Origin of the sequence: Azotobacter bryophylli (genome assembly GCF_042643485.1) — a bacterium.
GTDB classification, from domain to species: Bacteria; Pseudomonadota; Gammaproteobacteria; order Pseudomonadales; family Pseudomonadaceae; genus Azotobacter; species Azotobacter bryophylli.
The window spans coordinates 71,179-95,708 of the sequence record NZ_JBHRSJ010000030.1; the positions used below are offsets into that span (position 1 = coordinate 71,179).

17 protein-coding genes and 1 other RNA gene are annotated in these 24,530 nt (G+C 66.7%); 12 read left to right on the forward strand and 6 right to left on the reverse strand.

Features of this window, described 5'->3' with window-relative positions; genetic code table 11:
* Positions 1-4: 4 nt before the first annotated feature.
* From ACFOJE_RS14570 to ACFOJE_RS14590, 5 genes are all read left to right on the forward strand, one after another.
* On the forward strand, positions 5-826 hold the full coding sequence (locus ACFOJE_RS14570; protein ID WP_377815165.1) for a (Fe-S)-binding protein: 822 nt from the start codon (positions 5-7) through the stop codon (positions 824-826).
* On the forward strand, positions 823-2,268 hold the full coding sequence (locus ACFOJE_RS14575; protein ID WP_377815166.1) for a LutB/LldF family L-lactate oxidation iron-sulfur protein: 1,446 nt from the start codon (positions 823-825) through the stop codon (positions 2,266-2,268). Before ACFOJE_RS14570 ends, ACFOJE_RS14575 begins: the two co-directional genes overlap by 4 nt.
* A gap of 2 nt (positions 2,269-2,270) precedes the next feature.
* Positions 2,271-2,942, forward strand: coding sequence for a LutC/YkgG family protein (locus tag ACFOJE_RS14580; protein ID WP_377815167.1), 672 nt, complete (start codon positions 2,271-2,273; stop codon positions 2,940-2,942).
* The gene (locus ACFOJE_RS14585; RefSeq protein ID WP_377815168.1) at positions 2,939-5,746 is read left to right on the forward strand and encodes an FAD-binding and (Fe-S)-binding domain-containing protein; all 2,808 of its coding nucleotides are present in this window, start codon (positions 2,939-2,941) and stop codon (positions 5,744-5,746) included. Before ACFOJE_RS14580 ends, ACFOJE_RS14585 begins: the two co-directional genes overlap by 4 nt.
* A 221-nt stretch (positions 5,747-5,967) precedes the next feature.
* Entirely contained in the window at positions 5,968-6,213 is a 246-nt protein-coding gene (locus ACFOJE_RS14590) for a hypothetical protein (RefSeq protein WP_377815169.1), read from the forward strand.
* Positions 6,214-6,222: 9 nt separating this feature from the next.
* On the opposite strand, the gene ACFOJE_RS14595 is transcribed toward ACFOJE_RS14590, so the two are convergent.
* On the reverse strand, positions 6,223-8,772 hold the full coding sequence (locus tag ACFOJE_RS14595; RefSeq protein WP_377815170.1) for a sensor histidine kinase: 2,550 nt from the start codon (positions 8,770-8,772) through the stop codon (positions 6,223-6,225).
* Positions 8,773-8,903: 131 nt separating this feature from the next.
* On the opposite strand from ACFOJE_RS14595, the gene ssrA reads away from it, so the two are divergent.
* Positions 8,904-9,282, forward strand: a transfer-messenger RNA (tmRNA) gene (ssrA, locus tag ACFOJE_RS14600).
* A 1,591-nt stretch (positions 9,283-10,873) separates the two neighbouring features.
* Here ssrA and tssA read toward each other — a convergent pair.
* Genes tssA through ACFOJE_RS14625 form a run of 5 tightly spaced genes read right to left on the reverse strand, consistent with a single transcriptional unit; the run spans position 10,874 to position 18,463 of the window.
* Positions 10,874-11,968 carry a type VI secretion system protein TssA gene (gene tssA / locus ACFOJE_RS14605; protein WP_377815171.1) on the reverse strand — a complete coding sequence of 365 codons (1,095 nt, stop codon included), beginning with the start codon at positions 11,966-11,968 and terminating at the stop codon, positions 10,874-10,876.
* Between the two features lie 15 nt (positions 11,969-11,983).
* Positions 11,984-15,796, reverse strand: a complete 3,813-nt coding sequence (locus ACFOJE_RS14610; protein ID WP_377815172.1) for a type VI secretion system protein — start codon at positions 15,794-15,796, stop codon at positions 11,984-11,986.
* The gene (locus ACFOJE_RS14615) at positions 15,793-16,557 is read right to left on the reverse strand and encodes a DotU family type IV/VI secretion system protein (protein WP_377815173.1); all 765 of its coding nucleotides are present in this window, start codon (positions 16,555-16,557) and stop codon (positions 15,793-15,795) included. Before ACFOJE_RS14615 ends, ACFOJE_RS14610 begins: the two co-directional genes overlap by 4 nt.
* Before the next feature lie 17 nt (positions 16,558-16,574).
* The gene (gene tssK, locus ACFOJE_RS14620; protein WP_377815174.1) at positions 16,575-17,915 is read right to left on the reverse strand and encodes a type VI secretion system baseplate subunit TssK; all 1,341 of its coding nucleotides are present in this window, start codon (positions 17,913-17,915) and stop codon (positions 16,575-16,577) included.
* 53 nt (positions 17,916-17,968) lie between these two features.
* Positions 17,969-18,463, reverse strand: a complete 495-nt coding sequence (locus ACFOJE_RS14625; protein WP_377815175.1) for a type VI secretion protein — start codon at positions 18,461-18,463, stop codon at positions 17,969-17,971.
* A gap of 192 nt (positions 18,464-18,655) precedes the next feature.
* Between ACFOJE_RS14625 and tssB the strand changes: the two genes are divergently transcribed.
* The 6 genes from tssB (at position 18,656) to tssG (ending at position 24,529) form a co-directional block, all read left to right on the forward strand.
* Positions 18,656-19,219, forward strand: coding sequence for a type VI secretion system contractile sheath small subunit (tssB, locus tag ACFOJE_RS14630; RefSeq protein WP_377815176.1), 564 nt, complete (start codon positions 18,656-18,658; stop codon positions 19,217-19,219).
* Positions 19,220-19,250: 31 nt separating this feature from the next.
* Positions 19,251-20,732: a type VI secretion system contractile sheath large subunit gene (gene tssC / locus ACFOJE_RS14635; protein ID WP_377815177.1), complete on the forward strand. Its 1,482-nt coding sequence runs from the start codon at positions 19,251-19,253 to the stop codon at positions 20,730-20,732.
* 77 nt (positions 20,733-20,809) lie between these two features.
* A complete protein-coding gene (locus ACFOJE_RS14640; protein ID WP_377815178.1) occupies positions 20,810-21,307 on the forward strand; it encodes an Hcp family type VI secretion system effector in 498 nt (165 codons plus the stop codon).
* Positions 21,308-21,322: 15 nt separating this feature from the next.
* The gene (gene tssE / locus ACFOJE_RS14645) at positions 21,323-21,769 is read left to right on the forward strand and encodes a type VI secretion system baseplate subunit TssE (RefSeq protein WP_377815179.1); all 447 of its coding nucleotides are present in this window, start codon (positions 21,323-21,325) and stop codon (positions 21,767-21,769) included.
* Positions 21,753-23,546, forward strand: coding sequence for a type VI secretion system baseplate subunit TssF (gene tssF, locus ACFOJE_RS14650; RefSeq protein ID WP_377815180.1), 1,794 nt, complete (start codon positions 21,753-21,755; stop codon positions 23,544-23,546). The genes tssE and tssF overlap by 17 nt, the downstream gene beginning before the upstream one ends.
* Entirely contained in the window at positions 23,510-24,529 is a 1,020-nt protein-coding gene (gene tssG / locus ACFOJE_RS14655) for a type VI secretion system baseplate subunit TssG (RefSeq protein ID WP_377815181.1), read from the forward strand. Before tssF ends, tssG begins: the two co-directional genes overlap by 37 nt.
* The last annotated feature ends 1 nt before the right edge of the window (position 24,530 follow it).

Consider the following 24,530-nt stretch of genomic DNA (forward strand, 5'->3'; position numbering starts at 1 on the left):
GCCCATGAGCGATCTGTTCTACAACGCCGCGCCGAACGCGACCCGCATCGCGCCGCCGCTGCCCGAGCCGCGGCAGTACCCGGCCAAGCCGGGTCAGGTCTACCTGTTCGGTACCTGCGTGCTCGACCTGTTCTTTCCCGAGGCCGGGCTCGACGCCATCCGCCTGCTCGAGCGCGAGGGCATCCGCGTGCACTTCCCGCAGGCGCAGAGCTGCTGCGGCCAGCCGGCCTACACCTCCGGTTACACCGAGGAGGCGCGCGCCGTGGCGCGCGCCCAGCTCAAGCTGTTCCGCGAGGACTGGCCGCTGGTGGTGCCGTCCGGCTCCTGCGCCGGGATGATTCGCCAGCACTACGCGGAGCTGTTCAAGGACGAGCCGGCGACGCTCAGGCAAGTGCAGGCCCTGGCCGAGCGCACCTTCGAACTGGCCGAGTTCCTCCTCCACGTGTGCAAGGTCGAGCTCAAGGACCAGGGCGCGCAGGCCCGGGTCGCCCTGCACACCTCCTGCTCGGCGCGGCGCGAGATGAACACCCACCTGCACGGCCGTGCCCTGCTCGCCCAGCTGGAACGGGTCGAGCGCGTCGAGCACGATCACGAGAGCGAGTGCTGCGGCTTCGGCGGCACCTTCAGCGTGCGCATGCCGGACATCTCCGGCGCCATGGTCGCCGACAAGACCCGCGCCCTGCAGGAATCCGGCGCCGCCCAGGTGGTCAGCGCCGACTGCGGCTGCCTGCTGAACATCAACGGCGCCCTGGAGAAGCAGAACGCCCCGCTGCGTGGCCAGCACCTGGCCAGCTTCCTCTGGCAGCGCACCGGAGGCAGCCGATGAACACCCAGGCCCGCATCCCCGCGCTGGAGATCTCCAGCCGCGAACTCAAGCACAACGCCCACGAAGCGCTGCAGGACTACCAGCTGCGCGGCAACATGCGCAAGGCCATGGACTCGCTGATGGCCAAGCGTCTGGCGTCGATGCCGGACGAGCACGAGCGCGAGCACCTGCGCGAGCTGGGCAACCACGTGCGCGCCCGCGCCCTGTCCAAGCTGCCCGAACTGCTCGAACGGCTGGAGGCCAACCTGATCCACAACGGGGTCAAGGTGCACTGGGCGGAAACGGTGGAGCAGGCCAACGACATCGTCCTGTCCATCATCCGCGCCCACGAGGCCAAGCGGGTGATCAAGGGCAAGTCCATGGTCAGCGAAGAGATGGAGATGAACCATGTGCTGGAGACCCACGGCGTCGAAGCCCTGGAATCCGACATGGGCGAGTACATCATCCAGCTCGACCACGAGAAGCCCACCCACATCATCATGCCGGCGATCCACAAGAACGCCCGCCAGGTGGCCAATCTGTTCCACGACAAGCTCGGCGTGGAGTACACCGAAGACGTCGATGCACTGATCCAGACCGGCCGGCGCGTGCTGCGGCAGAAGTTCTTCGAGGCCGACATCGGCGTTTCCGGGGTCAACTTCGCGGCGGCCGAAACCGGCACCCTGCTCTTGGTGGAGAACGAGGGCAATGGCCGCATGAGCACCACGGTGCCGCCGGTGCACATCGCCGTCACCGGCATCGAGAAGGTGGTGGAGAACCTGCGCGACGTGGTGCCGCTGCTCTCGCTGCTGACCCGCTCGGCGCTGGGCCAGGGCATCACCACCTACGTCAACATGATTTCCGGGCCGCGCAAGGCCGACGAACTGGACGGGCCGCGGGAGGTCCACCTGGTGCTGCTGGACAACGGCCGCAGCCAGGCCTTCGCCGACGGCGAACTGCGCCAGACGCTGAACTGCATCCGCTGCGGCGCCTGCATGAACCACTGCCCGGTCTACACCCGCATCGGCGGTCAGGCCTACGGCACCGTCTATCCCGGGCCGATCGGCAAGATCATCTCGCCGCACCTGATGGGCCTGGAGAACACCCCGGACCACCCGTCCGCCTCCTCCCTCTGCGGCGCCTGTGGCGAGGTCTGCCCGGTGAAGATCCCGATCCCCGCCCTGCTGCGCCGCCTGCGCGAGGAGAACGTCAAGAAGCCGGACGCTCCGAACCGGGTGATGCGCGGCCAGGGCAGCAAGTACTCGCCGAGCGAGCGTCTGCTGTGGAAAGGCTGGCGCCTGCTCAATACCCGACCGGCGCTGTTCCGCGCCGCCGGCCTGCTCGCCACCCGCCTGCGCGACCTGATGCCGGACAGCATCGGCCCCTGGACGCAGAACCACAGCGCGCCGAAACCGGCGCCCCGCTCGCTGCACGAGCTGGCCCGCGAACATCTGGGAAAATGAGCATGAGCGCCAAAGCCAACATCCTCGCCAAGCTGCGCAACAGCCTGGCCGGCACCCAGCCAGTGACCGACGACTACGACGTGCAACTGGTGACCGCGCCCTGGACCTACCCGGCCAGCGAGCGCATCACCCGCCTGCGCCAGCTGATGGAAGCGGTGCACACCGAAACCCACCTGACCACCCGCGCCGACTGGCCGGCTCTGCTCGAGCGCCTACTCGCCGAGCGTCAGCTGCCCAGCCTGCTGATCGCCCCCGCAACCGAGCACGGCGCCCAGCTCGACGCACACTTCGCCGGCCGCGAAGGGCTGCCGCGACTCAAGGCCTACGACCGCCCGGTCGAGGAGTGGAAGGCCGAGCTGTTCAACGACACCCCTGCCAGCCTGACCGGCACCCTCGGCGCCATCGCCGCCACCGGCAGCCTGATCCTCTGGCCGGATCGCCGCGAGCCGCGGCTGATGAGCCTGGTGCCGCCGATACACTTCGCCCTGCTCAAGGCCAGCGAGGTGTACGACAACTTCTACGAGGTCCAGCAGAAGATGCGCTGGGCGGCCGGCATGCCGACCAACGCCCTGCTGGTTTCCGGGCCGTCGAAGACCGCCGACATCGAGCAGGTCCTCGCCTACGGCGCCCACGGCCCCAAGGATCTGGTCGTGCTGATCCTGGAGGACGCATGAGTCTGCCTTTTTCCTTCCTGAACGCCGTCGAGCGGCTGATTCCCCGCGAGCGGCGCTTCGACGACCCGCTCTCGACCCTGGCCTTCGGCACCGACGCCAGCTTCTACCGGCTGATCCCCCAACTGGTGCTGCGCGTCGAGTCCGAGCGCGAAGTGGTCGAGTTGCTCAAGCAGGCCTCCGCCTCCCGCGTGCCGGTGACCTTCCGCGCCGCCGGCACCAGCCTGTCCGGCCAGGCGATCAGCGATTCGGTGCTGATCGTCCTCGGCGACAACTGGAACGGCCGCGAGATCCGCCAGGACGGCGCGCAGATCCGTCTGCAGCCGGGAGTGATCGGCGCCAGCGCCAACAGCGTGCTGGCGCCCTTCCAGCGCAAGATCGGCCCGGACCCGGCGTCGATCAACGCGGCGAAGATCGGCGGCATCGTCGCCAACAATTCCAGCGGCATGTGCTGCGGCACCGCGCAGAACAGCTACCAGACCCTCGCCGGCCTGCGCCTGGTGCTGGCCGACGGCACCGTGGTCGACAGCGAGGACCCGGCCAGCGTCGAAGCCTTCCGCCAGAGCCACGCCACGCTGCTCGAACAGTTGGCCCAACTGGGTAGAGAAACCCGCGCCAATACCGAACTGGCCGCGAAGATCCGCCACAAGTACCGGCTGAAGAACACCACCGGCTTCTCGCTCAACGCGCTGGTCGACTTCGACGAGCCGCTGGACATCCTCAACCACCTGATGGTCGGCTCCGAGGGCACCCTCGGCTTCATCAGCGCGGTGACCTACCACACGGTGCCGGACCATCCGCACAAGGCCAGCGCGCTGATCGTCTTCCCCGACGTCGAGACCTGCTGCCGCGCGGTGCCGGTGCTCAAGCGCCAGCCTGTGTCCGCCGTGGAACTGCTCGACCGCCGCAGCCTGCGCTCGGTGGAGAACATGAAGGGCATGCCGGCGTGGGTGAAGGAGCTGTCGAACGGTGCCTGCGCGCTCTTGATCGAGTCGCGCGCCGCCAGCCGGAGCCTGCTGCACGAGCAGATCGGGCAGATCATGGCGGCCATCGCCGACTTCCCGGTGGAGAAGCAGGTCGACTTCAGCGAGGACCCGGCGGTCTACAATCAGCTATGGAAGATCCGCAAGGACACCTTCCCGGCGGTCGGCGCGGTGCGCCGGACCGGCACCACGGTAATCATCGAGGATGTCACCTTCCCGGTCGAGCGTCTGGCCGAGGGCGTCAACCGTCTGCTCGAGCTGCTCGACAAGCACCGCTACGACGAGGCGATCCTGTTCGGCCACGCGCTGGAGGGCAACCTGCACTTCGTCTTCACCCAGGGCTTCGACAGCGACGCGGAAAAGGCGCGCTACGAGGCGTTCATGGGCGAGGTGGCGCAACTGGTGGCGGTGGAGTTCGGCGGCGCGCTCAAGGCCGAGCACGGCACCGGGCGCAACATGGCGCCGTTCGTCGAGCTGGAGTGGGGCAGCGAAGCCTACCAACTGATGTGGCGAATCAAGCGCCTGCTCGATCCCCAGGGCATCCTCAACCCCGACGTGGTGCTCTCGGAAGATCCCGAGATCCACTTGAAGAACCTCAAGCCGCTGCCGGCCGCCGACGAGATCGTCGACAAGTGCATCGAATGCGGCTTCTGCGAGCCGGTCTGCCCGTCGCGCGGGCTGACCCTGACGCCGCGCCAGCGCATCGTCATCTGGCGCGACATCCAGGCGCGCAAGCGCGCCGGCATCGACACCGCGGAGCTGGAGCGCGCCTACCACTACCAGGGCGTCGACACCTGCGCCGCCACAGGCCTCTGCTCCCAGCGCTGCCCAGTCGGCATCAATACCGGCGATCTGGTGCGCAAGCTGCGTGCCGGCGCCGCGCAGCATGCCAGCACCGCGACCTGGCTGGCGCGCAATTTCGCCGCAGTGATGCGCGGCACCCGCCTGACCCTGCGCCTGGCCGACGGCAGCCGCCGCCTGCTCGGCGCGCCGTTGCTGGCGAACGCCTCGGCCGGCTTGCGCCGACTCTCCGGCGAGCGCCTGCCGCAGTGGACGCCGGCGATGCCGCAGGCGGTCAAGCTGGCGCTGCCGGAAACGCCGGCGACAACGGAAAAACCGCGAGTGGTCTACCTGGCGGCCTGCGTGTCGCGCGCCATGGGCCCGGCCGCCGGCGACGCCGAACAGGTGCCGCTGCTCGACAAGACCCGCGCGCTGCTGGAGAAGGCCGGTTACCAGGTGGTGTTCCCGGACAACCTGGACAACCTGTGCTGCGGCCAGCCGTTCGCTTCCAAAGGCTACCCGCAGCAGGCCGACGCCAAGCGCCAGGAGCTCCTGTTCGCCCTGCTGCAGGCCAGCCGCGGCGGCCTCGATCCGATCTACTGCGACACCAGCCCGTGCACCCTGCGCCTGCTCCAGGACCTGGACGATCCGCGCCTGCAGATCTTCGATCCAGTGCGCTTCATCCGCACCCACCTGCTGGAGCGCCTGGAGTTCACCCCGCAGCAGGCGCCGGTGGCGGTGCACGTCACCTGCAGCACCCAGCACCTCGGCGAGGCGCAGGGCCTGCTCGACATCGTCCGCCTGTGCACGGAGCAGATGGTGGTGCCCGAAGGCATCCACTGCTGCGGCTTCGCTGGCGACAAGGGCTTCAACGTCCCCGAACTGAACACCCATGCCTTGCGCTCGCTGAAGGACGCGGTGCAGTACTGCGGCGAAGGGGTGTCCACCAGCCGCACCTGCGAGATCGGTCTGAGCCGTCACGGCGGCATCGACTACCACGGCCTGGTCTACCTGGTCGACCGGGTGACGCGGCCCAGGGCCTGAAACAGCCGAGTCCGCCCCCAAAGATCCCCGCCCCGTGCGGGGATTTTTTTGCCGCAGGTCAGCGCCGGGGCATGGCGAATGGGCGAATATCGATGGGACGCCCGTGCCGCCCGCCGCCTTTCCTCGCAGCGGGTGCAGAGGCGGCGGACAGGCGGCTGGGCTTCGTCGCCGACCGCTCACTCCCGCCTATACTGGAAATTTCTTCCTCTCGGAGGTGCGCCATGGAACGCCTGCTCCTCTTCATCTGCGCCAGCCTGCTCAGCCTGCCGCTCCTGGCCGCGCAATACCCGCCCCAGATGGCCGAGATCGACCAGATGCTAAGCAGCGATCCGCCGAGGGACGCCGCCACCTTGGCCAAGGTGCGGCAACTGCGCGCCGAGGGCGAGAAACTGCACGAGGCCGGGAAGGAGGGCCAGGCGCAAAAGACCCTGGGCCTGGCGCTGAAAATCCTGAAAAGCAGCGAGTGAGGCGCCCGCTCAGTCTTCGCCGGACTCCCCGACCGCCCCCTTGGTCTCGGCGACATCGGTGTCCGGCACCGCCGCGCTGCTGCGCAGATCGACCCAGAAGCGGCTGCCGCGGCCGGGCTCGCTCTCGAAGCCGATGCTGCCGTCCATCAGCGCGGCCAGTTCGTAGCAAAGCACCAGGCCGATACCGGCTCCCGGGATGTTCGAGCCTTCCCGCCCGAGTCGCTGAAAGGGCTGGAACAAGCGCTTCTGCTGCTCGCTGTCGAGCCCCGTCCCGGAGTCCTCCACCCACAGGCGCACACAGTCCGAGCGAACCTCGTATCCCAGCACGATGCTGCCCTGCGGGCGGTTGTACTTGATCGCATTAGACAGCAGATTCAGGAGGATCTGCCGCAGGCGACGGGCATCGGCCTTCACGTATAGGGGCGGGTCCACGCTCCTGACCTGAAAGCGCAGCCCCTGCTCCCGGATCTGCGGCTGGATCATCTCGGCGCAGCTGTCGAACAGCGCGCCGACTTCCACCGGCCCGAGCTGCAGCTGCCGGCGCTGGGACTCGATGCTGGAGAGATCGAGGATGTCGTCCACCAGCGCGGTGAGGTGGCGGCTGGCATTGATGATTTCCCGGGCGTAGTCGGACTCTTGGCTGACCCCGGCCTTGCCCTCCAGCTCCAGTTCGATCAGTTGCGCGAACCCCTGGATGGCATTCAGCGGCGTGCGTAGCTCGTGGCTCATGCTGGATAGGAAGCGGCTCTTGGCGCGACTGGCCTCCTGGGCCTCCAGGGTGGCCTTGCGCAGGTCTTCCTGCACCTGTTTCAGCCGCGAGATATCCACATGGGTGCCCGCAGCGCGCAGTACCCGCCCCTCGCCGTCCCGCTCAAGGGCCTGGCCGCGGGCCAGCAGCCAGAACGAGCGACCTTCCCGGTCGATGCAGCGGTACTCCGCATCCAGCGCATTGTCGACCCCCGAGAAGAACCGCCGGCGCAACTGGGCGAGCCGCTCCCGATCGTCCGGGTGGACGTAGTGGTTCAGCTCATCGAAGGTCATCAGGTTGGCCTTCAGATTGAAGCGCTTGGCGAAGCGATAGCTCAGCTTGATCTGCCTCTTGCGGGTATCGACTTCCCAGAGGCTTTCGGTGGTGCTCTCCATGACCAGCTCCAGCAGCTTCTGGGCCCGGGAGCGCTCCTGCTCCTTGGCCTGCAGCTGGCGCCCGGTCTGGCGTATCGCCTTGGTCATGGAATCCAGCTCGATGATCCGCTGGGCTGGCGCGGAAGGCTCGAAGTCGCCCTGCCCCAGCTGGCGCAGCATCTGCTCGATGCCGCTGAAGGAGCCCTCCAGGTCGTCGCTCAGGCGCTGCGAGCGCAGCCACATCCAGACGAAGAACATCACGTAGAACAGCACCAGGCCGGCGATCAGCAGATAGCCGATCTGCTGGTAGTGGGAGGCGAGCCCCCGGGTCGCCTGGAAGATCTTGTCCTCGTCGACGATCAGAAGCAGACGCCAGCCGGTCTGCGGGATCTCGCTCCAGGCCACCAGATGCCGGTGCCCATCGAGCACCAGGGATTGCACCCGCCCATCGCCCTTGCTCATCGCCTGCAGCAGCGGCTGCATCTGCGGCCTGGTGCCCAGATCGAACTGCTCAGGCTTGGCCTGATCCTGGCGAACGGCCCCGGCGTAGGTATGCTCGCGAAGCTCGCGCAGGCCGAACTCCCGCTCCCCGGCCTGCGGCAGGGCCATGATGCGATTGTCCCGGCCGACCAGCACGGCGTAGCCCCCCCAGGGGACCTGGAGCTGGCCGATCTCGTCGAGCATCTGGCCCACGGTGATATCGACGCCCACGACCCCTTCGAGGAAATCCCCCCGGTAAACCGGCGCTATCGACGACATCATCCAGCCCTGGCCGGCAGGATCGAGATAGACATCGGTCCATACCGCTTCGCGCGCGGGGTTGTGGCTGGCGTCGGCCAGGTAATAGAAGCTGTAGTCAGGTATCGCCATGTCATGGGGATACCGGTCCAGCGTGGAGAAGAACGGATAGACGCGGTTGTAGCTGTCCCAGCTATTGAAATAGACGGCGCTGACCAGAGGACTGCTCTCCTCGATCGCCTTCATCAGCGGGTCCAGCTGCGACAGGTGTAGTGCCTTGGCGCGATCCTGGCTCGCCACCGGGGTGTGGCTGGAATAGAAGGAAGCGGCGCGCCCGTCGTTGCTGCGGGCGTAGTACACCCCGTCCGGGCTGAGCACATGTCTGGTGCGCTCCAGCTCATCCGGCTGAAAACGCGAATCCTGCAAGGCATTGGCAGCCGCCTTGCGCAGAATCAGGGTCTGCCGCTCGACCTCCTGGAGGCGGCGATCGACGAGATCCACCTCCCGCCGGGCGGATACGGCAAGGGCCTGTAGCGCATTTTCCTGCAGATGCTCGAGCTGGGAGTCGCGAATGGCCAGGTTGCTCACCAGATAGACGCCAATCAGCACAGACTCGACCAGAATCAACGGAATCAAGGTGCACTGGACAAAGGCCCGCCAGATCCATTGACGCAGGGAACAACGCGTTGCGCGCGACATACCGATCCACACGCCTCCTGCGAAACAAAAGGAAACATCATATAGCAGTCGACCGAGGGCTTTCTCCCCCTATTCGGGTATCGACGTTCTACGACCTTTGCCGTACACTTTTCATACCAACCAAAGGTTTTGGGGCCGATTAGGATTCGACGCCGGTAACGAAACTTGAGGGGCATGCCGAGTTGGTAACAGAACTCGTAAATCCACTGTTGCAAACTCATAGTTGCCAACGACGACAACTACGAAGGTTACGCGCTAGCCGCCTAACCTTCATCTGGTCGCTTCGGCGCCAGCGATCACCAGGGGATGCCTGTAAACCCGAAGTGATCGTCAGATAGAACAGGATCGCCGCCAAGTTCGCTGTAGACGTAACGGCTAAAATCTATACAGCTCGCTCCAAGCACCCTGCCACTCGGGCGGCGCGGAGTTAACTCAGTAGAGCTGGCTAAGCATGTAGAACCGATAGCGGAGAGCTGACGGACGGGGGTTCAAATCCCCCCGGCTCCACCAAATCAACAACGCTAACCCCCTGATTTTCCTAGAGAATTTCAGGGGGTTTTGCTTTTCACAGTCCTTTTCCCCCAATTCTTGCCAGCCCCCTAGCGCGCTTCGCTTGCTTGCTCCTCCCAGGAGGGGGACAGACTTCGCTAGCCCCCCTCCTGGGAGGAGCCCAGCAAATGCAAGCGAAGCGCGCTAAACGGGCCTCAGCGAAGGTAGCGTAACGACTTTTGATTCGCTCCCGAGCCTGGCCAACTCATCCGCAAAGCGTTTGTTAAGCTGGCGAATCAACGCCCCTACTAACTCTCCCTCATAACACGACGAATCTGAGAGCACCCCAAGCCCCTCAAAGGCCCTCAGAATCAGCTGCAACTCATCAATGGGACTTTCCCGCCCCTCGCTTATGTAACTCATCTAGATAGCTCCTAATCGCCTGCCTGATATGGTACGAAACCGTCTCACCATCACTTTCCGAACACGATTTCAAGGCTTCCAGCTGCTCTGGCTGAAGAAGCAACGTATACGGCACCTTTTTGGGCTTAGAACGCTTGCCAGGACTCTCCACAGGCAAAGGGGCAGGATCTGCTTGAACATCTATGACCTGAGAGGAACTACCGAAAAACCCCAATGAAACTGAAACTGGCGAAGCATCCAAATCCGCCTTTTGCTGCCTCAAACCCCTCAAAACCACTGGTCTCTCAGCCGGTGACAGCACATCAAAAAAGGACTTTGCCTGAGCTTTCGAGTAGCCATTAATCTCAGAAATGAGCCTCAACAGCTCCCTACGATCATCGGCTGAGAACCTCATAAAAAGAACATCCTTTCAATGTATACCATGCATCAAACATACATATGTTTTAAGTATCAAGCAAGCACACTCCCTATTAAGCGCCATGGACAAGACATGCGCCCCAAAAAACCAAACCTATCCAATCCTATCCGTTGTATATCCCTGCTATCTGACGTGTTACAGGGACGTCAGGCCTGGAGCCGCGAAGCGACCCGGCAGGCGAACCATCGGCACCACCTACCCGTTATCCCCAGCCGAGGCGCGTAGGTCGCTCCGCTCGCTACTCGCCTCGGCTGGTGATAACGGAGCAGGGGAGGCTTCTGGATCGACTACGCGCGTCACTGCGCCGCGACCAGTCCAAGGCGTCACCCGTTCGCCATCGACATCGCAGAGCACGTAGCGCCCCTGATCGATCCAACGGCAGGAGGACATGGGAAGGATGCGCGTACCCCCGCCATCGGAGACCAGGACGACCGAGGAGGGGCATGCATACTACTTTGCCCAAACATTGCCTAGACGCATGCCAATACAGACCTAACGAGTCCAACAGCAACCACATGCAGCCCATGAAGTGGCAATGCCTATCCAGCGAACGCCGAAACTATCCATGGCAGGAAGGGGTTCAAATCCCCCCGGCTCCACCAATCACTCGACAAGCCCCGATTTGCGGGGCTTTGTTCTATCTAGTACCCGGTAGCACCCGGTATACCCACCAGGCCGGCACGAGGGCATGCTCATCCACTCGATGCTTTGCTCCTCGCCCCTCCCTCTCTGGCTCGATGCCCCTCAATCTGAGCCACCCTCCAGCAGCCATCACTTCAAGATACCCAGCAAGGTCCAAACGCGCCGGGCCTCAGGGTCGGCCGACAGCAATTCGGAGAGCAGGTCGCTGAGGGGTCTGTTGCCCCACTCCACTGCCCGGTGGATCAGGTACGGCACGGGACTGTGCGGCTCGGTACGGGCGAGGTAGTCGGCGATCAGGCTCAGTTGGCGATAGGCCTGCTCGCGGCTGGCGGGGGCCCCTTGGGAGGGCACGCTCGCGACAGGAGCATTCGCCAGGGGAGCAGGCTCAGGCTCTTCGGGGGCGACGGATGCGGACAGGATGGCTGCGGACGCTTGCGGGTGCATGGCTATGAACTCCTGCATCAGGACGATGAGCTGACGAACGACTTCCCGCAGGGGGCCTAAAGCTGGCGCCAGATCGCCTAGATAGACGTCGCTCCAGCGCTCCAGATCATCCAGGGAGCGTGCACTCTGCTCGAGATAGGCCCGGCGCTGCAGCCAGATATCAAGCGGCGTGCTCCGGATGCGCTCGTTCAGCTTCTGCTGGCGGTGGCGAGCCTCCTCAGCAGAGGTCTTGGCTACCTTGCTATCGTTGGCGGCGACCTGACGCAGCTGCAGTTGCCGCCAATCGTTCAGGGCGAAGGGACCGACCTCGTCGATCTCCGGCTCGAACAGGGGCAGGCGGACCAGCAGCAGCTCCGAGTATCGGCGAATCAGCCAGTCGAGGGGCGCCGCCCGCCAAGAGCGGTCCCCGTCCTCGGCCTGCGGATGCAGTTCCTCCGGGTAGCGCTCGCACAGCCCGATCACCAGGTCCAGCGCCGAGGGAAGCCCCTCCCAGGTCTTGCGATGCAGCCAGGCCTCTCCAAGCCAAGCCGCTACCATCAGGTCCTTGCTGCGGGTCAGCAGGAGCTGGCTGGCCAGCATCTCCACCGCCGCCCAATCGCTGCGCTTGATCTCTGCCTGCCAGACACCGCTCGGCAGGCTCGCGTCGTCTTCCCGGCGGGCGTCGCGCAGCCGATCGAGATCGGGGTCGTAACGCAGGCTCGGGCCGCAGGGCGACTCGACCGACAGTGGCTCGAGCAAGCTGGCGAGCGATGGGGAAAGCGAATGTACGGCCGAGTTCAAGACTACCTCCAAAGCTCACCAGTACTGCTGCAATGGGAACGAGCGCGCGCCGAACGGGGAGCGCGGGGCCCGCACCGGAAGCGACTGGATGGAGAGCGGAGCCTTGCCCCCCTGGGTCATCAGCGCAACGCGCATGAACATCATCGCCCGCCCGTCTCCGTTGTCGCTTCCGTAGACGGGCAACTGGAACGTCAGCGGGAAGTCGGTGTAGTCGATGTTCGGCTGACGCTGCACCGCGACATGGGTTCGCATCAGTCGCAGGAGCGCCCAGGGGCCCGTGTACTCCCAGCCGGCCTCGAGATCGTAGACCGCCAGGCTGGGCTGCTGCGGATCGTTCACCGGGCGTAGCGAGCCGTTCTTCGCCCAGCGAAGCACCAGTTTGATCGGAGTCCCCTCGGTCCAGTGCACTCGCTGCTGGTCGTCGCCCGGATAGGCGATCTCCCGGCGCCCCGACTGCAGCACCCAGGCGATCACCTGATCGGCGCCCTGCTCATCGACACGGTCGGTACGCCAGCGCACCTCGACATCGACTCCCTCCTTGCCGTTTTCGTCCCGCTCCAGCAGGGGCTTCAGCCAGCCGGCGGCCTGCTTCAGGCGCAGCAGGAAATCCTGCGCGGCCTGCCGGTCCTGCGGCTGGGCGAGCTGCAGCCCGGCCTCCGCCTGAGCCATGTGCTGGTCGATCAGCCGCAGCATGTAGCGCACCCGGTCGGGGTCGGCATCGGCGGCCCGCGTGTTGTAGGCGAACGGGAAGCGGTCGGCCAGGTACTGATTGAAATAGTCAGCCAGACTGTTCCAGGCCTCGGCCGCCCGCTGCTGCTGGAGGAAATCGCAACGCTGCCGGGCGTTATCCCACAACGCCTGGCCGCGTCGGGAGAGGTCGTCGCTTCCGGGCGCCAGATAGGCCGCCTGGAGAATGCCGGCGCAGTTCTCGCTGTCCATCTCGACGAAATCGCGGGCGACCAGTTGCTGGAACAGCGCCGGTGCGCTGGCCGGGTTCTGCGCCTTGTGCTTGAGCATCTCCTCGCCCAGGGCCGTCAGGCGCAAGACCTTTTCGTAGTCGGCCAGCGACAGCTGCGAACGGTGCATCTGCAGCCACTCAAGAGCACGGGTGCTCGCCTGCGTGGAATCCAGCATGACGGCGAACTGCTGCGCCAGCCCCTGCTTGAGATCCTGCAGATCTTGGGAGCGGAACATCCGCACGCCCAGGTTCTTGCTGCCGTCCCACAGGCCGACGTCGTAAGCCTGGTGGAACATGGGCAACGCCTCGATCTCGGCCAGAGCCCTCTTCACGTCGCCCAGCGCTCTGCGATTGAGATTGTCCAGCAGTGCCTGGGCGAGATCGCTGCGGTTCAGATCGGCGAATGCCTCCTGTAGCTGTAGCGCCTTGTCGGCCGGCACGTCGAACGCCTGCTCGCCGCCCAGGCTCAGGGCATCGGCCTTCGACTCGAGGGCGCTCCACATCGCCTGGGTGACCGAGCGCGCGGCCGCCCCGAGCAGAGCGGCACGATACTGCGGCGGAATCTGCGACAGTTCCTGGCTGGCGTAGACCTTGTAGCTGGCGTGGTAACCCAGCGCGTCGTCGAGCGCACGGGCATCGATGGCCAGCGGCTGGGTACGGGATTCCGCCTCGTCCTCCTGCTGCAGGGCGACGGCGACGAAGTCATGCCGCAGCAGGTTCTCGATGGACTTGTCCAGCCCGGAGACATGGTCCTGCAACTGCAGAGTACCGCCGCTTTGCAGCACCAGCAGGTTGCCGCTCGAACCGGCCTGGGCGATCCACTGATCGCGGAAGCTCTTCTGCAGCCGGGACGCTTCGTGGTTGATGGCCTGCTCCACCGCAGGCCCGAGCAGCGTGCTCTCGCGCACGCTGTCCAGCAGCGCCTCGTATCCCGGCACCAGATCGCGCCCGTTGCCGCGGCCCCAGGCCGAGTTGGTCATGGCGATCAGGTCCTGCAGGTTGTCGATCAGACCATCCACTTCCTCCAGTTCCTGCAGGGAGTTGCCGTATCCGGCCTGCAGCTTCTGGGTGTGGATCTTCAGATAGCCGGCCGGGCGGACGAAGTTGTCGGCCAGGAAATACTGGGTCAGCCACAGCTGCATCAGCCCCTGGAAGTGCTCGGCGACCACCCTGTTCCCATGCAGGTTCAAGGGCTGCATCGCCGGCGAGGGGGCGGTGCGCAGGATCTGGTTGTAGAAGACCTCGTGACGCATCGGCCCGGCCCCCGGCTGCAGCCCCAGGGAGTCCTTGCCGAGGGCCGCCAGCGTCTCCAGCGGCGCCTGGGGACGCCCCAGGAGTTCGGCGAACCAGCGGTTCTGCCGCTCGATCCGCACTACCCGCTCGACCAGGGTCCGGGCCAGGACGTAGTTCTGCCACTGCTCGGGAGCGTCGCCCTCGAGGTTGGAATGCCGCGCGGTATTGCGGATCGCGCTCAGCTCTTCCAGGTCGGCGACCATCTGGTCGTGCAGTGGCTGGAACAGGCGCTCCCTGGCGGCGCCCGCTAGGGTCTCCTGCAGACATCCGTCGAGCGGCGAGAGCCAGGAGGTCGGGAAGGCCACCGAGGCGAAATGCCAGCGCGGCGCCCGCTCCAGCAGCCCCCAGAAGGCCTGCGCGTTCTGTCGAGCCAGCTCCCGGTGACGCGCGTCATCGCCGAGCGCCACATAGTGGTTGCGGGTCTCCTGTATCTGGCTGGCCAGTTCCTCGGCATCCCGCGACGAGCCATGCCAGACCCACAGCATGGAGCCGATCCAGAGGGCACCGAGTGCGAGAGCGGCGCAACCGACCACCTTCTGCCAGCGCTGGCGCAGCTGGAGGATGCGCGGAACCGCCTGGGCCAGCCCCTGTTCGGCCAATATGCGGCGCTGCCAGAGCTGGAGGGAGAACACGCCACGCAAGGGCGGCACGCCGAGCCCCGACAGCGCCCACTCGGTCTCGCTGCCGGCAGCCGACTGTCCGCCGATGAAATACAGACCGCGAAAGCGCGGCGCCTCGCCCAGGGAGTTGCCCTGGAATACCGGATCGATCAACGCGTGGAGTCCGTCGCGCATGTCCTCGAAGCGCTGCGGGAGACGGTAGAGCTCTTCGCCGATCTGCCCCGTCAGCGCACCGACCTCGACGATCGCCTCGGACAGGACGCCGCTCAGGCGGTCGAGGGCCATGTCGCTCCAGTGGGATTGCCAGGCGGCGTCGGGCGCGAACGGCGAGGACCAGCCCAGTGGCCTATCGCGCGCCTCCTCGGGCAGCGCCGCGGTCAGCTCGTGGAAACCGGGCACTTCTTCCATGCCGGTGACCAGGACATAGACCGGCAGGCTGAGCCCCAGGCGCTGCAGCAGCTCGATGAAGGTGCGCCGTGCGACCAGGCCCTTGGCCACGGCCTGCTCGGGGTCCAGCAAGGATGCCGCCGGAACCACCCAGATTACCCCATCCAGCGGGCGACTCGAGCGCAACCGCAGCAACAGCCCTAGCAGGCGCCACCAGGCGCCGGAGCGGGAGGAGCGCCCCTCCTCCTGCAGGCACAGGGTATCCGGCACGGCCAGCATCGCGCCGTCCGCGTCGCTCCACCAACTGCCGAACCAGGCGGGCTTGCCGGCCGCCTTCAATCGCCAGTCCAAGCACAACTGGGTACACCGGTCCTGGTCGCCGAGCATCAGCAGCCAGGGCGTCTGGTAGCGGTCGTTGACCGCCCTGTCTTGCTCCATCTGGCGGACGGCGGCATAGAAGCCGCTCACGGCCGAGCCCACCTTGCCGCGCAGCCAGAACACGAACAGCGCGGCGGCGAGCAGCAGCAGGACCACGACGATGATGGCTGCGTCGATTTCCGGCAGGGTCATGGCTTCTGCTCCGGCATGAGCGTCTGCTCGGTCGACAGGACCGGTTCCAGCGAACCGGCAATGTCGCGCCAGAACAGGTGGCCGACCAGCGTCAACAGCACGGCCCCGCCCAGGATCGCCAGAGCGAGACGCAGGGTGTCGGGCAACGAGCGGCGGGACGGCAGGCGCACCGGCTCGACGGCCGCCGGACTGCCGATCAACTCGGTCACATCGGCCATGGCGGGCTCGCGCTGCCAGGCGAAGTCGAACAGCGCGTGGCGCCATTTCTCGTGAAGCGCCTGCCCCCGCGGACCCCGCAGATGACCGTGGAAGCCTAGGATCAGGCACTGCAGATAGACATTGGCCAGATCCCGGGTGGCCGGCGCCCGCTCCTCGAGGAGCGTCTTGATCGCCCGCGGAATGCGCTCGCCGGCCTTGCGACTGCCATACAGGCGCAGCTCCAGCGGCTTCTCCTGCCAGGCCGCCTGCCCAGGCCAGGGGTTGAACAGCAGGCTCTCGTCGACCAGCGCGACGAAGGCGTAAACCATCTCCTTGACCTGAGTCGGCGAGTCGCCAGCACTGGCGAAAGCACCGCGCCAGAGCCGGCGGACGATGCCTCCGGCCTGCTCGGCCACCCGTGCGACGAGGTCGCTCTCGCTGTCCTCGGCGCCGTCGAGGTCGCGGCGAAAATCCAGCCATGCGCGCCAGGCCTGGCCGAAAGCGGAACTCAGTGGCGCCTCGCCAGGCCGCGACGAATACAGATCAACTTCCTGTCTGACCATGATGGCTCCTTGCTGCGCTAGCTTCCTTCGCCCGGCGCGCTGGCGAACAGCACGATCTCCCAGGGCTGGCTGCCGGAGACCGAGCCGCCGGACACGATGCGCAGCGCCTGACGGGGATCGAACCAGTCGCCCGTCGCCTGCAGCACGAAGAGCCGCGTGTCCTCGCCGACGCCGTAGGCGACCTGCTCCTGGCGATTCATGGGCTGCCGGGGAAGACCGCCCATGCGCTGGCGGGCCAGGGTCGAGACATGCGCCTCGGAGGCGACGATGGCCTGCTCCAGCCACTCCCGCGCCGCCTGCTCGCCGACGCCGGCCGGCATGCGCAGACCGATCACCAGGCGCTGGCGGGGCTGCTCCCGGTCCGGCAGCAGGATATGGAAGCCCTGACGGTCCCGCTCGAAGGGCATGCTCCGGTAGCCGGCGCGGATTCGCGTCAGCGCCGCCCCGAGCCAGTCGAGCACCTCGTCGTAGCCCCGCAGCAGTTCGTCGAACTCCAGGGCGCGGAAAGCCGGGACGCCAGCCAGGGGATCGAGCACGGACCAGGAGCCGGCCATGCCGACCAGCAGCCAGTGCAGACTCGCCGGATCGGCGATCCGCCCGTTCAGCATCGCCTCCACCTCCGGCAGCCGGGCCCAGACGGCCGCCAGTTGCAGCCGGAGCTCGGCGATGTCCTCGGCGTTGCCCGCCTGCTGGGCCTGGCGCAGACGCCCCGCGAGGAACACGCACTTCTCCCGGGCCCGGGCGCACAGGGCCTGGACCTTCTCGCCCAAGGGGGACTCCGGAACAATGCGCGGCGTCGGCGCGACATAGGGCAACCGGACATAGCCGCCACCCTCCCGCCCGATCCGCAGCAGGGGAATGCACACCGAATCCGCCCGTCCTTCGCCGGTGACCAGACGAAGGCTCGGTCGCCAGACGACGATCGGCTCCGGATGCTCGCCGCTGGCCAGATCGGGCACCGCATCGCCGACCGCCGAGCGCAACCGCCCGCCGCTCAGCGGCAACAGCTGGCCCGCGCGCGCGCGGGGGGTGATCGCGAGATAGACGGTGACCGTGGCATCGGCGGAGGCGGCGATCGCCTCCGCCACATCCAGCTCCAGCGCTCCCTCCTCGCTACCAGCCCGCAGCCGGATCGGCAGCCCGTCCGGAAAGGTGGCCTCGATGGCGGTCAGACGCACCCGTCCGGCCGAGAGGGCAGGCAGGTCGACCTCCAGGGTCTCGACGCCCCAGAACCAGGGATTGCCGGCCCTGGCCAGATGTCCGGCCAGCGCCTCCGCGCGCAATTCCTGGAGCTGAAAATGCTGGGGCAAGAGCTGCATGCCTTCGTGCCAGCAGACTGCCTCGGGTAACACACTCATACGAATCCCTTTAGCGTTCGGAAACGCGCGAAAAAGTCCGTCGCGACCATCGATCAGTGGAACCAGCGCAACCCGTAGCGCTGCTCGTCCGGGCCGAACAGCCGCATGTCCCGGTTCTCGAAACGCAGCAGCACCACGCTCATCTCGTCCAGCCGCAGACGGTGGACGCCCGGCGTGTCGTAGCTGGAGAAAACCAGAAGCCCGGCGGCGGGCGTTCCGGACAAGGGGAAGCGGTCGAACGCCAGGACCTGGCCCGGCACCAGCTCCAGCCCCCATACCGAGAAGGCGTTGCGGTAATCGAGCTGCAACTGCTCGCGCTCGGCGAACCACTGCTTGGCGGACATTCCGGACATCAGCTTCAGCAGTTCCGGATCCCGTACGGCGACGAAGTCGACCGCGATCGGGGTGTTGTCATTGGCCCGCGGCGCCACGTCCAGGGTCAGGGAGTCCAACTCGACCTTGGGGGCGAAGAGACCGCAGCCACTCAGCGCCGCGACGACACACAGACCAAAAATCCTGACTAATGGGTTGAACTTTCCCTGTCTCATAAATTCTAATAAAGGTTTTGCTTGCATTCCCTTATAAACCCGTTTTACCTTTTTTCATAGCTCGTTGATATGACGAGTTCGACTGGACCAGCTGGAGCTAGCGCGCCCGATTGGTCCGCGCAAGGGAGTGCGATGGCCGGGAAAGTACCGATGCATTGCGCTCGAACCACCGCATCGGAGTCAATCGCCCCCATGGCCGAGAGTACGCAGCATAAGCTCGATAGGATTCGCCCTCCCCGCGTACAGATCACGTACGACGTAGAAACCGGCAACGCCATCGAGAAGAAGGAGCTTCCCCTGGTCGTCGGCATCCTCGCCGACCTGTCCGGCAAACCGGAAAAGCCCCTGCCCAGACTGCTCGATCGCCGCTTCGTCGAGATCGACCGCGACAATTTCAACGACGTCCTCGCCTCCATCGCCCCCCGCACCACCATCCAAGTGGACAACACCCTCAGCGACGACGGCAGCAAACTGAACGTCGAACTCCGCTTCAACCACATCGACGACTTCGATCCCGTCAGCATCGTCAAGCAGGTGACGCCGCTGCGCCGGCTGTTCGAGGCGCGCCAGCGCCTGCGCGACCTGCTCACCAAGCTCGACGGCAACGACGACCTGGACAAGCTCCTGCAGGAGGTCGTGGACAACACCCAAGGCCTGCAAGAGATCCGCTCGGCCCGTCCGCAGGGCGAGGCCCCGGCCGCCGCTGCCAGTGTCGAACCGACGGCCGAAGAGCCGGCAGCAGAACCGCAAGCCTGACCGACCACCACCCTTTCAAGGAGGATTCGCCATGGCCCAGTCGTCTGCCGGCGAGACCCAAACCAGCGAGAACATCACCCTGTCCCTGCTCGACCGCATCGTCGCCGAAGGCCGCATGGCCCACGACGAGAGCCAGCAGGACTACGCCCGCGACATGCTCGCGGAATTCGCCACCCAGGTCCTCGACGAAGGCATGGCCGTCGACAAGGACACCGTGTCGATGATCAACGACCGCATCGCCCAGATCGACGCCCTGATCAGCGACCAGCTCAACGAGATCCTGCATCACCCCGATCTGCAGAAGCTGGAAGCCTCCTGGCGTGGCCTGTACATGCTGGTGAAGAACACCGAGACCAGCTCGCGCCTGAAGCTGCGCCTGCTCAACGTGTCGCAGAAGGAGCTGCAGACGGACCTGGAAAAGGCCGTCGAATTCGACCAGAGCGCGCTGTTCAAGAAGATCTACGAAGAGGAGTACGGCACCTTCGGCGGGCATCCGTTCAGCCTGCTGGTCGGCGATTACGCCTTCGGCCGCCACCCCCAGGACATCGGTCTGCTGGAGAAGATCTCCAACGTCGCCGCCGCCGCCCACGCCCCCTTCATCGCCGCCGCCAGCCCGCGCCTGTTCGACATGGGCAGCTTCACCGAACTGGCCGTGCCGCGTGACCTGGCGAAGATCTTCGAGAGCCAGGAGCTGATCAAGTGGCGCGCCTTCCGCGAAAGCGAAGACTCGCGCTACGTCTCCCTGGTCCTGCCGAACTTCCTCCTGCGCCTGCCCTACGGACCGGAGACCAGGCCGGTCGAAGGCATGAACTACGTGGAGGACGTGGACGGCAGCGACCACAGCAAGTACCTCTGGGGCAACGCCGCCTGGGCGCTGGCCCTGCGCATCACCGAAGCCTTCGCCCTCTACGGCTGGTGCGCGGCGATCCGCGGCGTGGAAGGCGGCGGCGCCGTCGCCGGCCTGCCGACCCATACCTTCCGTACCAGCTCCGGCGACATCTCGCTGAAGTGCCCGACCGAGGTGGCGATCACCGACCGCCGCGAGAAGGAGCTCAACGACCTCGGCTTCGTCGCCCTCTGCCACAAGAAGAACAGCGACCTCGCGGTGTTCTTCGGCAGCCAGACCACCAACAAGCCCAAGGTCTACAACACCAACGAGGCCAACGCCAACGCCCGCGTCTCGGCCATGCTGCCCTATGTGCTGGCCGCCTCGCGCTTCGCCCATTACCTCAAGGTGATCATGCGCGACAAGATTGGCAGCTTCATGACCCGCGATAACGTCCAGACCTACCTGAACAACTGGATCGCCGACTACGTGCTGATCAACGACAACGCCCCGCAGGAGATCAAGGCGCAGTACCCGCTGCGCGAAGCGCGGGTCGACGTCACCGAGGTCGCCGGCAAGCCCGGCGTTTACCGCGCCACGGTCTTCCTCCGGCCGCACTTCCAGTTGGAGGAGCTGACCGCCTCGATCCGCCTGGTCGCCATGCTGCCGCCGCCGGCCGCCGCCTGACCGTCGCGCCCGCCGGCCAAGCCCGGCGGGTGTGCTTTCCCCTTACCCATACGGCATAGACTCAGGAGCTCCACGCGATGGATGCGATCATTCTCGACCTCGGCGACGAAATCAAAGGCGACTGCCTGCTCGAGGGCTACAGCGACAAGATCGAATTGATGTCCTACAGCCACAACGTGGCCATGCAGGTGACCAACGATGTCAGCAACACGGAGCGCACCTCCGGCAAGCCGCACATCGGCGAGTTCACCGTGACCAAATTCGTCGACACCTCGACCCCGACCCTCAACGAATACTGCTGCGCCGGCAAGTCCATCCCCGAGGTGAAGATCACCATCGGGCGCAACGCCTCGGAAAACGACGGCAAGATCCTGCCCTTCATCGTCTACACCCTGAACAACGTGGTGCTGTCCAACGTCAGCGTCAGCGGCGGGGCCGGCGGCAAGCCGGTGGAGACCCTGTCCCTGAACTTCACCAAGATCAAATGGGAACTGACCGCCCAGAAGAACGACGGCAGCAAGGAAGGCACCTCCGCCTCCACCTGGGACCTGGCCGCCAACAAGGTGGTCAAGTAACGGGACCCGTCCGGCATGCTGGAATCCAAGCTCCGCCCGCCGCTGTTCGAGCGCCTTGCCGCCACGGCGGCGGACGACGCAGCCGCGGAGTTCGACCGGGATGCACTGGCCGACTCGGTGCGGCGCGAGCTGCTGCGGCTGCTCAATACCCGCCGCGGGTCGCGCCCGCTCACCACACCGTCGAGCGTGCTCGACTACGGCATCGCCGACTGGAGCGCCCTGTACGCGGACCACAGCGCCGACCGCCGGCTGCTGAGCCGGGAGATCCGCGCAGCCATCGGGCAGTTCGAGCCGCGCCTGCAACTGGCCGAGGTCGAGCTGCTGCCCATCGAGGGCCAGCGCCAGCGACTGCGGGTGCGCCTGAGCGGTGCCCTGCGCGACGGCCAGCGCCGTTGGCCCGCCGCCTTCCTGATCGAGGAAGGCGACGGCGGTTTCGAGGTACGCCATGAGCAGCTCGATTGACGAGACGTTGCTCGACTACTACCAACGCGAGCTCACCTGGCTGCGCCATGCCGGCTCGGCCTTCGCCGAACGCTATCCCAAGGTCGCCCGACGCCTGGAGCTGTCCCCCGGCGAATGCCCGGACCCCCACGTCGAACGCCTGCTGGAGGGCTTCGCCCTGCTCGCCGCGCGCCTGCAGCGGCGCCTTGACGACGACTACAGCGAGTTCAGCGACGCCCTGCTGGAGCAGCTCTACCCCCTGGCCCTGCGTCCCCTGCCCTCCTGCGCCATCGTCCGGTTCGAACCGGACCCGACCAAGGGCAATCTCGCCGAAGGCTATCGGCTGCCGCGCGATACACCGCTGTTCGTCACCGGCGCCGACGGCGCCAGCGTGCATTTTCGCACCACCGCCGAGGTGGAACTGTGGCCGCTGGAGATCGCCGAGGCGAGCTTTCTCGCCGGCGACGCCGCCTGCGCCCTGACCGGTGTCGCCCAGGCCCGCGCCGCCCTGCGCCTGAGCCTGCGCTGCCTGCCCCCGGCCAGCTGGCAGGCGTTGCCCGTCCGCCGGCTGCGCCTGCACCTGGCCGCTTCGCCGATGGTCAATGCCAGTCTCTACGACCTGCTCGGCGCCCATACCCTGCAGGTCCTCGCCGGACCGCCCGGCACTCGGCCACAGGCTATCGCCGGTCTGCCGCAGCCGCTCGGTTTCGCCGCCGACGAGGCCCTGCTGCCGGACGAGGACGGCGTCCATCCCGGACTGCGCCTGCTGGCCGAATACTTCGCCTTTCCGGACAAGTTCGCCTTCTTCGACGTTCCCGTACAGGCCCCGCCGGGCACGGGCGAGGAACTCCAGCTGTACATCGCTTTCGACCGCGCCCCGACCGGCCGCCTCCACCTGCAGGCGACCGACCTGGCGCTCGGCTGCGCCCCGCTGATCAACCTGTTCCCGCGCACCTCCGAGCCCCTGCGCCCGGACGGCACGCGCAGCGAGTACCGACTGGTCGCCGACAGCTACCGGGAGAACAGCGTGGAGATCCACAGCATCCGCACGCTGCGCGCCTGCTCGGCCGACGGGGTGCGGCAGGTTCCGGCTTATTACGGCTGTCAGCACGCCCTCGGCGAGCAGCGCCTCTACTGGCACGCACGGCGCATCTTCGGGCTCGCGCCGAACCGACTGGGCAGCGACCTGCTGCTGAGCCTGGTCGACACCCGCTTCGATCCGCAGCGAGAGGCTCCAGATTACAGCCTGACAGCCGAACTGCTGTGCACCAGCCGGCACCTCGCCGAATCCCTGGCCGCCGGAACCCGGCTGGACTTCGAGCGCCCCGGCCCGGTGGCCCGCGCCATCCTGCGCAACCCGCCGACGCCGCAGACCCTGCCCCGGCTGGGCGGCGAATCGCGCTGGCGCCTGGTTTCGCAACTGACCCTCAACCATCTCTCGCTGGTGGAGGGCGAGCGAGCCCTGGACGCGCTCCGGGAAATGCTCCAGCTGCACAACCTGGGCGACGAGCCCGCCGCACGCCGGCAGATCGACGGGCTGACCCGGCTCGACTGCGAACGCATCGTCGCCCGGGTCGGCGAGGACGCCTGGCGCGGCTGGCGCAACGGTCTGGGCGTGCGCGTCCACCTCGACCCGCAGCATTTCATCGGCAGCAGCGCCGTGCTGTTTTCCGGCGTCCTCGCGCAGTTCTTTTCGCTTTATGCCAGTGCCAACCGCTTCGTGCGCACCACGCTGGTCCAGGCCGACAAGGAGATCAAGACATGGCAGCCGCCCGCCGGAATGCCGCTCTCCCTCTGAGCGCGCGCCTACGCCGCGAGCCGCAGGCCTTCGAGCTGCTGCAAGCGCTGCTGCTGCTCGAGCGCGAACGCCCGCAGGCGACGCCGCTGGGCAGCGGCAGCGTGCCTGGCGCCGAGGCGCTGCGCCTGCGCGGCCCGCTGACGCCGCTGTTCGCCGCCAGCCAGGTGCAAAGTCTGGAGGACGGGGACGACGGGCGGCCACTGCTGAGCACGCCGGTCTTCGGCCTCGGCGGGCCCGACGGGCCGCTGCCCTACGCCTACCAGGAATGGCTGCAGCAACAAGCCCGGCAGAAGGACCATGCCCCCGCCGAGTTCCTCGACCTGTTCCAGCACCGCCTGCTCAGCCTGCTCTACCGCACTCTGCGCAAGCACCGCATCGCCCTGGGCTTCGACGCCCCGCAGAGCACGCCGGTGCACGACCAGCTGCGCGCCTTCGCCGGCCTGCTGCCGCAGGGACTGCGCGAGCGCCAGGCCCTGCCGGACGCGGCGATCCTCGCCCGCAGCACGCTGTTCGCCGGCGGCCGGCGCTCGCTGGCCGGCTTTGCCGCCATCGCCCGCCACCATTTCCGCCTACCGGTGCAGGCCGAAGCCTACCAAGGGGCCTGGCGACCGATCCCGACGGCCAGCCGCAGCGTACTCGGCCATGGCCGTCGCAACCTGCGCCTGGGCCGGGACGCCGTGGCCGGCACCCGGGTCTGGGACGAACATGCCGGCATCCGCCTGATCCTCGGCCCGCTGGAGCCGGAACAGGCCGAGCCGTTCCTGCCGGGCGGCGAAGCCCACCGGCAACTCGCCGGCCTGGCCGCCCTCTACTTCGGCCCGGACCTGGACTGCGCGCTGCGCCTGCTGGTCAAGGGCGCCCGGCCGCTGGCGCTGGACCGCCGCGCGCCGCCGCGACTCAACTGGAGCGGCGGACTGCACCGACAGGCCGACAGCGATATCCGCCGCCTCGATACCCGCCTGTACCACACGGAGGTCGCCTGAC